The 13854-nt window shown below is 73.5% G+C and carries 11 protein-coding genes and 1 tRNA gene; 6 read left to right on the top strand and 6 right to left on the bottom strand.

All coding sequences use genetic code 11. From position 1 onward, the window contains the following. Positions 1-56: 56 nt before the first annotated feature. Genes AB0B35_RS23165 through AB0B35_RS23155 form a run of 3 tightly spaced genes read right to left on the bottom strand, consistent with a single transcriptional unit; the run spans position 57 to position 3574 of the window. Positions 57-1922, bottom strand: a complete 1866-nt coding sequence (locus tag AB0B35_RS23165) for a BTAD domain-containing putative transcriptional regulator (RefSeq protein WP_361048791.1) — start codon at positions 1920-1922, stop codon at positions 57-59. Between the two features lie 57 nt (positions 1923-1979). Next, the gene (locus AB0B35_RS23160) at positions 1980-3209 is read right to left on the bottom strand and encodes a DUF6596 domain-containing protein (RefSeq protein WP_361048789.1); all 1230 of its coding nucleotides are present in this window, start codon (positions 3207-3209) and stop codon (positions 1980-1982) included. Further along, positions 3206-3574 (bottom strand): YciI family protein, encoded by a 369-nt coding sequence (locus AB0B35_RS23155; protein ID WP_361048787.1) that lies wholly within the window; start codon positions 3572-3574, stop codon positions 3206-3208. The genes AB0B35_RS23160 and AB0B35_RS23155 overlap by 4 nt, the downstream gene beginning before the upstream one ends. 168 nt (positions 3575-3742) lie before the next feature. Here AB0B35_RS23155 and AB0B35_RS23150 point away from each other — a divergent pair, with 168 nt between their 5' ends. Then, a complete protein-coding gene (locus AB0B35_RS23150; RefSeq protein WP_361048785.1) occupies positions 3743-5233 on the top strand; it encodes an MFS transporter in 1491 nt (496 codons plus the stop codon). 136 nt (positions 5234-5369) lie between these two features. Here AB0B35_RS23150 and AB0B35_RS23145 read toward each other — a convergent pair whose 3' ends face one another. Together AB0B35_RS23145 and AB0B35_RS23140 are read right to left on the bottom strand one after the other, a co-directional pair. Then, entirely contained in the window at positions 5370-6200 is an 831-nt protein-coding gene (locus AB0B35_RS23145; RefSeq protein ID WP_361048783.1) for a DUF1295 domain-containing protein, read from the bottom strand. A 61-nt stretch (positions 6201-6261) separates the two neighbouring features. Next, positions 6262-7149, bottom strand: a complete 888-nt coding sequence (locus tag AB0B35_RS23140; protein ID WP_361048781.1) for a hypothetical protein — start codon at positions 7147-7149, stop codon at positions 6262-6264. A gap of 81 nt (positions 7150-7230) precedes the next feature. Between AB0B35_RS23140 and AB0B35_RS23135 the strand changes: the two genes are divergently transcribed. The 5 genes from AB0B35_RS23135 (at position 7231) to AB0B35_RS23115 (ending at position 13196) form a co-directional block, all read left to right on the top strand. Further along, positions 7231-7301: transfer RNA gene (locus AB0B35_RS23135), tRNA-Glu, on the top strand. Position 7302: 1 nt separating this feature from the next. Then, positions 7303-9558 (top strand): hypothetical protein, encoded by a 2256-nt coding sequence (locus AB0B35_RS23130; RefSeq protein WP_361048779.1) that lies wholly within the window; start codon positions 7303-7305, stop codon positions 9556-9558. Positions 9559-9622: 64 nt separating this feature from the next. Then, complete coding sequence (locus AB0B35_RS23125) at positions 9623-10036, top strand: DUF3224 domain-containing protein (protein WP_361048777.1); 414 nt, start codon at positions 9623-9625, stop codon at positions 10034-10036. Positions 10037-10180: 144 nt separating this feature from the next. Continuing rightward, positions 10181-10483: a hypothetical protein gene (locus tag AB0B35_RS23120; RefSeq protein WP_361048776.1), complete on the top strand. Its 303-nt coding sequence runs from the start codon at positions 10181-10183 to the stop codon at positions 10481-10483. A 130-nt stretch (positions 10484-10613) separates the two neighbouring features. Next, on the top strand, positions 10614-13196 hold the full coding sequence (locus tag AB0B35_RS23115) for a cellulase family glycosylhydrolase (RefSeq protein WP_361048775.1): 2583 nt from the start codon (positions 10614-10616) through the stop codon (positions 13194-13196). A 74-nt stretch (positions 13197-13270) separates the two neighbouring features. Here AB0B35_RS23115 and AB0B35_RS23110 read toward each other — a convergent pair whose 3' ends face one another. After that, positions 13271-13825, bottom strand: a complete 555-nt coding sequence (locus tag AB0B35_RS23110; RefSeq protein WP_361048774.1) for a hypothetical protein — start codon at positions 13823-13825, stop codon at positions 13271-13273. Positions 13826-13854 lie beyond the last annotated feature (29 nt).

The following is a 13854-nucleotide window of genomic DNA, read 5'->3' as shown; positions in this document are numbered from 1 at the left end:
TTCAGTGCCGTCCCCCTGCGCCACCAGCCATGGGCTGCGGCGTGACCGTCGGTGGCCTACCCGCCGGTACGATGGAAGAGGAGACAGCGCGACCGCGCGGCGGCCCGTTCGGCCGGGCTGTCGCCGTCCTCTCCGAGCTCTGCGGCAAAGGCCAGCAGCAGACCGTGGACACCGAAGTGGCCCGGCGCATCCTCGCTGATCAGGTGCGCGCGGCTCAGTTCCCCGAGCAGCGCCCGCCCGACCCGCGGCGGGACCCCGGCCAGGGCCGCCGCCCCGGCGACGGAGATGTCGGGGCCGGGATGCAGCGGCAGCAACCGGAACAGCCGGGCGGCGGGGGCGGACAGCGCCTCGTACGACCAGGAGAAGACGGCACGCAGCCCGGTCTGTGGATCGTCGCCGTCGAAACCGTCCAGGTCGGTGGGTGATCCGGCATCGGCGAGCTGCGCCGACGAGGTCTGCGCCCGGCTCGCCGCGCGCGCCGCCGCGATCGCCAGCGCGAGCGGCAGCCGCCCGCAGGCGGCCACGACGGCGTCCACCGCGGACGGATCCGCCGGGCCGTGCCCGCCCAGCAGGTCCAGCAGCATCGCCCGAGCCTCGCCGTCGCCCGGCAGGCCCAGCGGCAGCCGGTGCGCGCCGGCCGTGGTCTGCAAGGCGTCCAGCCGGCTACGGCTGGTGACGATCACCAGGCAGCCGGAGCCGCCCGGCAGCAGGTGCCGGACCTGCTCGGCGTCACGGCAGTTGTCCAGCACGATCAGCAGCCGCCGACCGGCGAGCCTGCTGCGGTACAGGCCGGCCTGGGCGTGCAGCTCAGCGGGGATGCCGTCCCGGGGCACCCCGAGCGAGCCGAGCAAGCCGCGCAGCGCCTCGTCCGCGCCCATCACCACCTCCCGGCCGTGGCCACGAAGGTCGACGTACAACTGCCCGTCCGGGTAACCGGCGGCCAGCTCGTGCGCCAAGTGCACGGCCAGGGCGGTCTTGCCGACCCCGGGCATGCCGTCGATCGCCAGCACCGCCGGCCCGTCCGGACGGGCGAGGGCTGCCCGGGCCTCGGCGATCAGCTCGTCGCGGCCGTGGAAGGCGGGCAGGTCCGGCGGCAGTTGCGCGGGCCGGGGCAGCGCCGACGAGGGACCGGCAGGCACCGGCCGGGTGCGCTGGTGCAGCAGCCGGTCGTACGCCTCCCGCAGCTCCTCGCCCGGTTCGACGCCCAGGTCGTCGGCGAGCCGCCGCCGCACCATCCGGTACACCTCGACGGCTTCGGCCTGCCGGCCGTCGGCGGCCAGCGCCAGCAGCAACCGGCTCTGTAACGACTCGTCCAGCGGGTGCAGCTCGGCGGCCTGCCGCAGCGGCGCCAGCACCTCGCCGAGCCGGCCGCACCGCTCGGCGGCGTCGGCGGCCTCGCGTACGGTCTGGGCGCGTTCGGCCTCCACGGCCAGGAACACCGGATGCCGCCGCGAGGCCGGTTCCAGGCCCGCGGCGCACCTGCCGCGCCACAGCGCCAGCCCGTCCAGGCCATGCCGCAGCGCCGACTCCGGGTCGCCGTCCTGCAGGCTCCGGCGAGCCGAGCGGCTCAGCGCCCTGAATCTCAGCAGGTCGAGGGACTGCTCGTCGACGCGCAGCCGGTAGCCCGACAGCTCGCGCAGGATGTGTCGGCCCGTGGATCGCGTGGGCAGACCGGGTTCGAGCAGCCGCCGCAGCTCCCCGATGTGGCGGTGCACGACGTTCACGGCGCTGGCCGGGGCCTGCTCGTCCCAGAGCAGGTCGACCAGCTCGGCCAGGGAGACCGGTGAACCCGCCCTGGCCAGCAGCAACGCCAGCACCAGGCGCTGCTGGCGGGTGCCCAGCGTCAGCTCGGCGCCGGCGCGGTTGATCCTGATGGAGCCGAGCACCGAGAATCCGAACGCAGCTCCCGGTTCCCCTTGCACGCGGGCAACGGTAACCGGCCCGGCCGCTACCCGCCGGTACACCGCAGACGCACCTGCTCAGCCGAGCCGCCTGGCGCGTTCGGTGAGGTAGCGCTGCTCGGGCAGGCTCGCGGTCCGTTTCGCGGCCAGCCGGTACGCCTCCCGGGCCGCGGCGGTGTCGCCGGCCATCTCCAGCAGGTGGGCGCGGACGGCGGGCAGCCGGTGGTGCCGGGCCATGCGCTCGTCGGCCTCAAGCGTGTCGAGCAGGTCCAACCCCGCCAGCGGCCCGTCGGTCATGGCCACGGCGACCGCCCGGTTGAGGGTGACCATCGGGTTCGGCGACAGCCCTTCCAGGATCCGGTACAGCGCGGCGATCTGCGGCCAGTCGGTTTCCGCGGCACTGGCGGCCTCCATGTGCACCGCCGCGATCGCCGCCTGCAACTGGTACGGACCAGGCGGGAACGTGGCCATCGCGCGGGTGATCAGGGCCAGGCCCTCCTCGGCGACGTCGGCGCTCCACCGGGTGCGGTCTTGCTCGGCCAGCGGCACCAGCATCCCGTCGGGGCCGGTGCGGGCCGGGCGGCGCGCGTCGGTGAGCAGCATCAGCGCGAGCAGCCCGGCGACCTCGCCGTCGTCGGGAAGGATCCGGTGCAGCGAGCGGGTCAACCGGATCGCCTCGGCGACCAGGTCGGGTCGTTGCAACTCCGTGCCGGAACTGGCCGTGTACCCCTCGTTGAAGATCAGGTACAGCACGTGCCGGACCACCTGCAGCCGGTCGTGCCACTCCGACTTCGGCGGCAGGTCGAAGGTGGCCCCCGCCTGCTTGATCCGCTGCTTGGCCCGGCTGATCCGCGGAGCCATCGTCGCCTCGGGCACCAGGAACGCCGCCGCGACCTGCGCCGTCGGCAGGCCGCCCAGGGCACGCAGCGTCAACGCCACCTGCGAAGCCGGGGTCAGCGACGGATGACAACACATGAACAGCAGGGTGAGTGTGTCATCGGCCTCCGGCACCTGCTCGGAGGCGACGCCGGGGACCACGGGGGCGCCGGCCAGCGCGGCGGCGGTCGCCTCCCGGCGGCGGCGGGCGACCTCACTGCGTACGTGGTCGACCAGCCGCCGGGTCGCCACGGCGCTCAACCAGGCGCGCGGATTGTCCGGCACCCCGGCGGTGGGCCACTGCTGCGACGCGGCGATCAGGGCCTCCTGCACCGCGTCCTCGCAGGCGTCGAACTCCCCGTAGCGGCGCGCGAGCGCACCGAGGACCCGCGGGGCGAGTTCCCGGAGCAGGTCCTCGGTGCGGGCGGTCACATCTCCATCCCGCTGGAGAACATCACGGGCCGCACCTCCACGCCGAGCCCGTCGACAGCCGCGTCGGGAATCATCGCGGCCAGCTCCAGCGCCCGGTCCCGGTCGGCGCATTCGACCAGGTAGTAGCCGCCGAGGAACTCCTTCGCCTCCAGGTACGGGCCGTCGGTGACAGCCGGGACACCGTCGCGCACCCGCACCACGGCGCTGTTGGACGGATCGGCCAGCGCCTGGGTGACGATCAGCTCGCCGGATTCCTGGATCGTCTTGATGAAGGTGCCGTGGCCGTTCATGATCGCGGTGCGCTGGTCGTCGGTGAGCGCGTTCAGCACGGCCGGGTTGTTGTGCAGCAGCAGCAGGAACTTCACTTCTGGCCTCCTGGGGTCCGCGGGTCCGTGGCGGTCCCGTCACCCCGCAGTCGGAGCACACCGCGCGTTCTTGACATACGCCGGAGAAATTTCTGCGTGCCGTGGGCGCAAGAATCCGCGCCCGGTGCCGACCTCCTCGCGACATCGCTTCGACGAGGAGGAGCCGCCATGGCCACGATAACGTCCCTGGACCGAGCCCGACGGGCTGGCCTGCGCGAATGGCTGGGCCTGGTGGTGCTCGCGCTGCCCACCCTGCTGGTCGCGCTGGACATCAACTCGGTGTTCCTGGCGCTGCCGCACCTGAGCGCCGACCTCGGCGCCGGCGCGGTGCAGCAGCTGTGGATCGCCGACGGGTACGGGCTCATGGTGGCCGGGTTCGTCGTCACCATGGGCACCCTCGGCGACCGGATCGGCCGGCGACGACTGCTCATGATCGGCGCCGCGGCGTTCGGCGTGCTGTCGGTGGCCTCCGCCTACGCGACCGGCCCGGCGATGCTGATCGCGGCCCGGCTGCTGCTGGGCGTTGCCGGCGCGACCCTGATGCCGTCGACGCTCGGCCTGATCAGCGCCATGTTCACCGACGCCCGGCAGCGCGGCCTGGCCATCACCGCATGGTCCACGTGCGTGTTCGCCGGGGCGGCGCTCGGGCCGGTGCTCGGCGGGGTGCTGCTCACGCACTACTGGTGGGGGTCGGTGTTCCTGATCGGTGCCCCGACGATGGCCGTGCTGCTGGTCGCCGCCCCGCTGACGCTGCCCGACTCCCGCAACCCCGACGCGGGTCGGCTCGACCTGACCAGTGTCCTGCTGTCCCTGGCCGCGATCCTGCCGCTCACCTACGGCGTCAAGCAGCTCGGCGCGGACCTGGCCGACGCGCCCGCCGCCCTGGCCGCGGTCGCCGTCGGCGCGCTGTTCGCCGTGCTGTTCGTCCGCCGCCAGCGCGGCCTGCGCGATCCGCTGCTGCGGCTCGACCTGCTGCGCGACCGCACCGTCGGCGCGGTGCTGACGGCGATGGTCGTCACCGGCGCAGGGCTGGCCGGCGTCGGCCTGCTCACCACGCAGTACCTGCAGCTCGTGTGCGGGTTCTCGCCGCTGGCGTCGGCCGTGTGGTTCGCGCCGATGGGACTGGCCATGGCCGCCGGTTGCACGCTCGCGCCCCTGACCGGGCGGTGGTTGTCTCCCGGCGCGGCGATCGTCGCGGGCCTGGCCGCCTCCACGCTCGGCTTCCTGCCGGTGGCGCTGGCCGACGGCTCGGTGACGGTCGTCGCCGGGGCCGCGGTGATCGCGTTCGGCACCGGCCCGCTGTTCGCGCTGGGCACCGGCGTGGTGATCGGCTCTGTCGCGCCGGAGCAGGCCGGGTCGGCCGCGGCGCTGTCGGAGACCAGCAACTATCTGGGTGGCACAGTAGGCATCGCCCTGTTCGGGACGGTCGCGGCAGGGGTCTACCACGCCCGGCTGGCCGGATTCGGCGAAGTGCCGGACGTTGCACGCGAGTCCGTTGCCGGAGCCGCGGCCGCGGCCGCCACGCTTCCCGCCGGACCGGCCGGCCGGCTCCGGGACGTCGCGCACGCCGCGTTCACCGGCGGCCTCAGCCTGGTCGCCGTCTGCGCTGCGGTCCTGTTCGTCGCGTTGGTGATCGTCCTGGCTCGACGTCTCCGCTGACCGGACACGACTCCGCGAGCCACGGGAGCAGCGCCCGTTGCTGGATCTAGATGATTTGTTGTCGTCCCGGCGGCAACAAATCATCTAGATCCAGGACTGCGCGATCGGTGGCGCGGGTCCGCATCGCCGGTTGACGTCAAGCCCGATCGGCAGCGCTGGACGTGCCGACGCGGCGCGGCGGCCAGGGCACGATCGGCGAGGTGACCGCCCGGTAGTCGGCGTACTCCGGGTACCGCGACAGGGTGATGCTCTCGGTGAACATCGTCGAGCCGACGAACAGCGCGGTGAGCAGCACCGGGCCGACGACCGTCCACTGCAGCACCGAACCGGCCGCGGCGGCGCCGATGCCGAACACCACCCACCACTGCGCCTGCTCGAAGAAGTAGTTGGGGTGGCGCGAGTAGCGGAACAGCCCGCTGCGCAGGAACCGCGACCGCGGCTGCCGGCCTTCGGCGAGCTCGGCGTGCTTGCGCCGGTGGAAGTCCCACTGCTGCTGGTCGGCGACGGTCTCCCCGGCGAGCAGCCCCAGGAACACCACGGCGAGCACGGCGTCGAGCACACCGAACGGGCTCGGGTGCGTCAGCGCCGTGTATGCCGGAAGGGCGATCAGCAGCAGGATGATGTTCTGGTACACCGTGATGAACAGCAGGTTGAACAGCTGGAACTGCCACCGCGACAGCCGCGCGCGCAGGATCGCCCAGCGGTAGTCCTCACCGCCGGGGGCGTAGCCGCCGCGCCGGGCGAAGTTGAACGTCAGCCGGGCGCCCCACAGCAGCACCAGCACCGCGAGCACGTTCAGCCGGGTGTCGGCGAAGTCGGCCGCGGCCGCGAACACGGCGACGTACACCACCGGGACGATCGACCAGATCCGGTCCACCCACGAGTGCTCGTCGGTGATCAGGGAGGCGAGCCACGTCGCGGCGCACACGCCGGCGCAGACCCACAGGCAGACGATGAGGGCGTCCATGATCGGGCACTGTAGCGGCCCGTGTTCGACCCGGGTACCCGCCATGAAGGCCGTTGACCGCTCACGCTTCGGCCGGTCTGGGGCCGCGGATCGGCCAGTGGTCCACGGGGACGGGGGAGCCGCCTTCGGTCTGGCAGCGCAACGCTTCGGCCGCGGCGCGGCGGCCCGCTTCGATGAAGATGCGCTCGTTGGAATCGACCGGGTGCCACTTCGCGTCGTGCAGGCGCACGCGCACCGCCGCGGTCGGCAACCGGCCGGTGCCCGCGGCGCACAGCGTCTCGTGCACACCGAGTTCGAAGGCTTCGGCGTACTCGTGGGGCAGGCGGCTGTCGGTGAGCTCGCACTCGAATTCGAAGAGCAGGTCCGATCCGGCGGGCAGCGGCTCGAAGTCGGCGGTGGCGATGGCGAAGACACCGCAGGCGGAGGCGGTGACGAGGCGGATGTGCACATCGCGGACCGGGTGGAACACCGGGCTCGTCCAGCCCTGCGGGAGGTAGTGTCCGGGCGGCGAGAACGCGGCGGTACGGGGCGCCGGCCAGCGTTTGACATAGGCGCGCGGTCGGGCGTCGTTCTCGATGCACCGGGCAGCCTCGCGTGCCGCCCGCCGGCCGGCCCACCCGAATCCGGCTTCGCTGGACTCCTGCTCGCGCCAGCGCGCGTCGCGTAGCCGGATGCGCAGCGCATACGGCGGAACACCCCGGTAGGACCACTGCCGCAGCTGAGCCATGGCGCCTTCGCCGAACGCCACCGCGAACCGCGGTGGCAGCTCGTCGGCGGGCACCTCGTTGACGAACGCGAGCACGTCCGTGCGGTCCTCGCCGACCGGCAGCGGTTCGAAGTCGGCAGCGGCCAGGGCATACGGCCGCACCCCGCCGGCGCTGGACAGGTACGCCTGCACGTCGGTGACCGGGTGTTCGATCTCGATGGGGAAGTCGCGGACTCCTGGCACGCAGCCAACCTAGATGGTGCGCACCACGTCGGTTATCTCGGCTGCGCGCAGCGCGGTGAGCTGCGTAGAGTGTCGCGGCATCGGCGTGTAGCTCAGTAGGCAGAGCACCGGGCTTCTCCCGGAGGGCGCGGGGGCAGGACCCGTCACGCTGGCGTGAGCGACACCGACATCCGCATCGGCGCAGGTTATCCGCTGGGCCGACTGGCGCGTGCCCTGACCACTGCCCGCACGCACGAGGACCCGGCCACCCGCCTTCGGGCCGAGCAGCGGGTCCGGCGCTGGCAGGAGGTGCTCGCCGGGATGGCGCAGGACCGCCTGGACATCGGTTCGCGGACGCCCGTGGAGGGCCTGCCCGCATGGGTGACACCGGAGGTCGTCCACGGCGGTTTCGCCACCGGGCAGCCGGCGGCCGGCGGCCCGCTGCGGCCCGACGAGACCGAACGTGCCCAGCGGTGGGGTGTGCCCGCCGAGCGCGGGGCGCTGTTCGGCACCTGGCTCACCGACGACGGGCTGGCCGAGCTGGGGGAGCTGCTCGACGGCGGCCGCTACCGCATGGAGTACGCCGAGCAGGCGGCGCTGCCGGTGGTGGTGTGGCTGCTGCGCGCCGGAGACCGCGAGGCCGCCCTGGACGTGCTGGACACGATCGCGCCGTTCGCCGACCGGCTCCAGTTCACCCCCGCTCCCAGCGACCGGCGGGCCGCCGATCCGGACGTGGTGTTCCGGCAGACGGCCGGGCAGACCCGCCACGCCCTGCAGCAGCGGGGACCCAATGGGCCGATCGAGGCCATGCGCGAGGCGCTCACGGTGTGGAACCCGTTCGCCGACGAGCTGCTGTCGCTGTGGTGCGAAACCACCGACGGCGGCACGGTCGGCGCGGTCACCCCGCAGGACTGGCCGGCGCGGGCCGCGCAGCTGCTCGACCGCTACGAGCACCTCGCCGCCGAGCACACCCTGTGCACCAGGCACCGCCGCGCCAAGAGCAGCATCGGCACCATGCGCACGGCGCTGCAGCGACGGGTCGCCGGGCAGGAGCTCACCGCCCGCGAGCACGGTCGCCTCCAGGTCGTGGTGGACGGGATGCTGCGCAAGCGGGGCCGTCCGGGCAGTCCCGAACACGCGGCGCTGCGTGACCAGCAGGCCCGCGAGGCGGCGCTGCCCCGCCACCACCAGCTCGCGCAGCTTGTCGCCTCGCGCCTGGCCGACCTGCCCCAGGGCAGCGGCATCGGCGACGTCGACCACGCGGTGCGCCCGGTCGACGCCGACGAGGCCCGTCTCGCCGGCCTGGTCGCGGACTGGCCGGTGCCCCGACCGATCGCCCGCATCGTCGCCCGCGCCGCCGCCGGAACCCCGGAGCAGCTGATCGACCGCGGGGTCATCGCCTCGGCAGAGGTGCTGGCAGGGCTCACCACCCGGCTCGCGGCAGCGACCGCGGCCTCGGCGTACCCGGATCCGGCGCTGCGTGTGCTGATGGACGCCACCCACAACGCCTTCCGTGCCCGGCGTTCGCTGCTGCTGCTGAACCTGCAGCACCAGGTGCGGATCACCGAGCTGCCCTGGGTCCAGGCGGTCGCGTCCGCCCGGATCGACACCGGCGACACCCGTGACCAGGCCGGCCGCACCCTGGCCAGGCTCGCCCGCGCCGCCGTGGCCGGGTTCCCGGCCACGGTCGTGCCGAACCCGCTCGTCGGTGAGCTGGCGGCGCTGTCGAAGCAGGCGAAGCTGAACCTGCCCTGGGTCGAGGAGCTCGCGGCCGACATCTTCATGGGCAGGTTCTCGGCGAAGTTCCTCCAGGCGACCCAGGCCGCGGACCGCCTGCTGGCAGGCAGCCTGTACGCGCGGTACTACGACGTCGACTATCCGGCGGTCGCCGCGCTCGGCGAGGCCGGCGACCGGTCGGCCAAGGGCGCGCGGACCTCGCGGGCCTTCGACGACCTGTGCCGGGAAAGGGCCGGCCGCCCCGGCGGGCACAGCGTCGCTGCCAACGGGACCGTCATCGAGCAGGCGCAGATCCTCACCACGCACAACCTGGCGACCATCGTCGAGCTCGACCTGGACCTGCCCTGGCCGGAGCTGGCCAGACGGTGCCTGCACACGGTGCTGCGGCTGACGGCACGGCTGCACCACAACCCGCGACCGCTGGGCACCGTCAAGAACGCGGCGTACGCGTGGCGGCAGATGCTGTTCTTCCTGTCCCTGTCGGATGGGGACGAGCAGGCGGCGTTCGCCGCGTTCGCCGCCGAGCGGCTGGCCGCCCAGCCCGATCACGTCCGGGCCCGGCTCGCTCCGGCGGTGACCGGGCTCGCGCAGGTCATCGGCGGCGCGAGGTTCGACCGGGACGGTCGGGTCGGCACAGGCCGCCGGCTGCTGGGCTGGACCACGGATGGGCACTGGATGCTGCGCGCGTCATAGCACGCCGGCGAAGGTTGGCGCGATTGTTCAATACGCCCACGTGACCGGCCCGTACGGTCCGGGCATGACGAAGTCGACCAGCCCCGCTCCCGCCGCCCGGACGCTTGTCGCGCAGTTCGAGGTCACCGGGTGGGAACCGAATGTCTACGACGAGCCCGGCGAAGGCCCTGCCCTGGCCCGGGTCGTCGTCCGCAAGACCTTTCGCGGGGTCGTCGACGGGACGAGCGTCGCCGAGGTCCTCACCGCGGCCGGCCCGGCCGGCCGCGGCTACGTGGCCTGCGAACGGTTCGTCGGCGCGGTCGAGGGCCGGACCGGAACCCTGGTCTTCCAGCACTGCGGGCTCGACGACGGCGACGCTCCGTACGCCTTCGGGCACATCGTGCCCGGCTCCGGAACCGGGCAGCTGGCAGGGCTTTGCGGGACCGTCGCCTTCGTGCACGACGCCTCCGGCGCACACGTGACCCTCGTGCTTTCCTGAACGCGACGACGAAGGGAACGGTTTCGGCCCTGATGACCGTCTTCGGCAGGTGAGACCACATCGCGTCCTGGGAACGCTTGCCCATTCGCCGCTGCGCAGCGCATAGTTCGAGGTAACCCCGCCCCCTGCGTAAGGAACGCCACAGTGCCTGCCGACAACCTGCCACCCTCGCGTTCCGATATGAGTGCATTGACCGAAATGACACACGAGGCGATGGTGGCGCGGTGGCAGCAAGGCCTCGTCACGCCGATGTCCTCGACGATCAACACCATCGCCAAGACCGACGGCAGCTGGTGGACCGAGAGCCAGGGCGCATGGCAGCGGGTGCCGCAGGCCGAGCGTAACGACCGCCTCGACTACCACCACGAACGTTTCGGGTCGGTCTGCCAGGCCCGGGGCCCGGCGGGCACGGATTCGCCGTGGGGTCTGGTGAGCCGAGGCGTGTGATCGGCGTCGGCCCCGCACGCTGACAAGATCCTCAGCCGTTCGGTGGCGTAGCCGGACGTGACGGTGCCCGGCGACCGGCCGAATCGAGGGCAGGCCGGACGATCTCCGGTGACTACGCTTCCCGATCACTATGACCGACCTCACCCCGACGAGCGCGACGACGCGGCGCTCGCAGCTGCCGCATCCCGCCCGCCGTGCCAGCGTCGCGGCGGCCGTCGCGCTCGCCGCCGCCGTCGCCGCAGGAGCCGTATGGGACCCCTCCGGCCTGCTGGCGCCGGTGGGGGGTCGCGGTCTGCCGCCGCTGGGCACCGGCGCGGTCTACCGCTGGGCTCCGCTGCTGGTCGGGCTGCCGGTCCTGCTCGCCGCCACGGCCGTGCCGATCCTCGTGACCGGTGCGGGCCGGGCGAAGCGGTCGGCATGGTGGGTCTTCCTGCTCACCTGGACCTCGGTCGTCGGCGCGGCCGCGCTGGCCACCGCCGTCACCGGTCTGGCCGCCGCCGCGCCGCTGACCGGTCCGCACCTGCCGTTCGGCCTCGTGCTGCGGTTCGCGTTCGCCACCAGCGGGTTCGCGGCGCTCAAGTTCCTGCTCGTCGGCCCGCTGGTCGCCACCGCGGCAGCGCTCGCGTACCGGTTCGGCCCGAAGGACGAGGCCATCGCCGACGACCCGGACCGGTCCGCGCCCGCCGCCGCAACGGCCGTGGCGGTCATGTTCGTGGTGGTGGCGCTCGCGGCGGTCACCTTCGGCGCGTCGTGGTGGCGGGGCGGGCCGGCCGGGTATGCGTTCACGGGCGTGCTGCTCGCCCCCAGCGCGTCCGCCGGGCCGGTCGGCCACCTGGGCGGACTGGTCGTGTTCCTCGGCGTCTTCGGGGTGACGGTCTGGGCGCTGCAGCGTCGGCTCGCCGCCCACAGGCCGTCGGCCGTGGCCGTGACGGTCTGGTCGGCGGCGACCGTGGCCGGACTCGGCATCGGCGTGGCCGGCGCTGTCGCGGCCGCCCTGTCCTCCCCGGCCGGGCCGGCCGACGGCCCGGACAGCTGGTGGATCGGCACGACGCTGCTCAGCGCCGGAACCGGCGTCGGCTACGGCGCCACGGTCGGGCTGATCGCCGCCGTCGGCGCGGGCACGGCCCAGCGGTGGCGGTCCGCGCTCGCCGGCGTGCCCCGCCCGGCCCGGCGGCGGCCGGTGGTCGCGACGGCCGTGGTGCTGCTGGCGGCGCTGCCGCTGCTGATCGGGTCGTACACCGCACCCGCGCCGCGGCCGGTCGCGCCGGTGGCGGCGGCAGCGGGCATGCAGCGACTGCACCTGCTCCCGGCCTCGGGTGCGGACGGGGTGCCCGTCATCGGCGACGTCACCGGCCGTCAGGTGATCCTGCGCGGCGTCAACGTGAACCAGCTGATCGACTACCACCTGCGCGATCCCGCGATCCCGGCCACCGAGCCGCTCACCGACGCCGACTTCGCGCAGATCGCCGCCATGGGCTTCAACGTCGTACGCCTGGGCATGTCCTGGTCGCGGCTGCAGCCCCGGCGCGGGGAGTTCGACCAGGCGTATCTGCAGCAGATCAGCACGGCCGTGGCGTCGGCCAAGGCGCACGGCGTCTACGTCGTGCTCGACATGCACCAGGACGCCTGGGGCAACGCCCTGGCCAAACCGGACGAGCAGTGCGGCGGCGGCACCAGCCCCACCACCGGCTGGGACGGCGCACCGGCCTGGGCGACCGTCACCGACGGGACGGCGCACTGCCAGTTCCTGGCCCGTGACCTGGCCCCGGCGGTCGCGACCGCGTTCGGCAACTTCTACACCGACCGGGACGGCATCCAGAGCGAACTCGTCCGCACCTGGGCCCTCGTGGCGCGGGCGTTCGCGAACGAGCCGGCCGTGGCCGGATACGACCTGCTCAACGAGCCCGGCATCGGCGCGAACCCGCCGATCAGCTCCGGGCTGCTGCTCGGCCGCTACTACGCCGCGGCGATCACCGCGATCCGCGAGGCCGAGCAGGCCGGGCAGGGCTTCGCACACCTGGTCTTCTTCGAGCCGAGCGTGCTCTGGTCGGGACTGGCCTTCGACGTGACACCGCCGCCGGGCTTCACCGACGACCGGCAGCCGGTGTTCGCACCCCACCCCTACAGCGAATCGATCACGATGGACCAGGGCTTCGGGCTGACCATCGCCTCGATCGAACGGAACCTGACCGTGTCGGCGCGGGCCGCGGCGGCCTACGGCGCGGCGTACTGGCCCGGCGAGTGGGGCTGGTTCGGCGACCCGGCGGTCGACGGGGCGAAGGTGACCCGCTTCGGCGCGGCCCAGGACCGGCTCGGCATCGGCGGCGCGTTCTGGGTGTGGAAGCAGGGCTGCGGCTCGCCGGAGACCGGCCCCGACGCCGAGACGTCGGGCAACCTCGCCCGGATCGACTGCGCGACCGGGGCCGCGATCGCCCCGCCCACCGGCTTCATCCAGCCCTTGACCAGGGCGTACCCGCGGGCGTTCCCCGGCCGTCTCGACAAGCTCACCGCCGACCCCGCAAGCGGGACCCTCACCTTCACCGCGACGGCCGACACCGAGTCCGACTGCCGCCTCGACATCTGGGTGCCCGGCGAAGCGCCGCTGCGGCTGGACGCCCAGGGCGTCACCGACGCGGCGTCGGCGCGGGTGCCCGGCGGCTGGCAGGTCACCGGCTGCGCCAGCGGCAGGTACACGGTCACCGTCACCCGGTGACCCGCCGGCGGCGTGGGCGGCTGCTGAAAACGCGCCGCCCCCGGGTTCGCCGGGGGGCTCCTGCTGAGCCCGGGTCACGCCTCGAAGTCGGTGTAGCCGTACCGCATTTCGGCTTCGGGCATCGCGTCGTCGCAGACGGCGTCGGCCTCGGCGTCCTCGATCATCCGTTCGTCCATGATGACTAGGTCGCCGGGGCGGGCCGGCTCTCCGCGCAGCGCGGGCACGTCGACGGCGGCCCAGTCGACGGTCACGGTGGTCACCTGCTCGACCGCGCCCATGAAGAACAGGTCCGACAGGCTGCCGTCGTCGACGCTCTGCTCCTCATCGGAGCCGAAGTCGTGCCCGACCGGCTCGCCCGGCCCGGTGAACGTGATCCGCGGATAGCCCTCGACCTCGATGGTGACGAACGGGTGCAGGTCGATCGACCGGGTGCGCCTGCCGTGCTGGTAGACGTCGAGCGCCAGGTCCGCGCCGTACCAGCAGAGCAGGTAGAGGTTGCCGCCGTCGGCGAGCTCGGCGGCCAGGTCGGCCTTGACCTCGTCGATGGTGCCGCGCAGGTAGTGGGCGTCCTTGCGGGCGCCGCCCGGGGCGACGCCGAAACGCAGGTCGTAGAAGCTCTTCCGGCTCACGGCGGCAGTGTACGGATGCCGCCGCCGCG

Origin of the sequence: Catellatospora sp. NPDC049133, assembly GCF_040648455.1 — a bacterium.
Lineage (GTDB): Bacteria > Actinomycetota > Actinomycetes > Mycobacteriales > Micromonosporaceae > Catellatospora > Catellatospora aurea.
Note: the sequence above shows the minus strand (reverse complement) of the source record. Positions and strands in the feature narration are given on the sequence as shown.

Bases quoted from the DNA above. Each gene is read 5' to 3' on its own strand.
- AB0B35_RS23150 (WP_361048785.1), top strand. From the start codon at position 3,743: ATGGCCACGATAACGTCCCTGGACCGAGCCCGACGGGCTGGCCTGCGC.
- AB0B35_RS23145 (WP_361048783.1), bottom strand. From the start codon at position 6,200: ATGGACGCCCTCATCGTCTGCCTGTGGGTCTGCGCCGGCGTGTGCGCC.
- AB0B35_RS23125 (WP_361048777.1), top strand. From the start codon at position 9,623: ATGACGAAGTCGACCAGCCCCGCTCCCGCCGCCCGGACGCTTGTCGCG.
- AB0B35_RS23115 (WP_361048775.1), top strand. From the start codon at position 10,614: ATGACCGACCTCACCCCGACGAGCGCGACGACGCGGCGCTCGCAGCTG.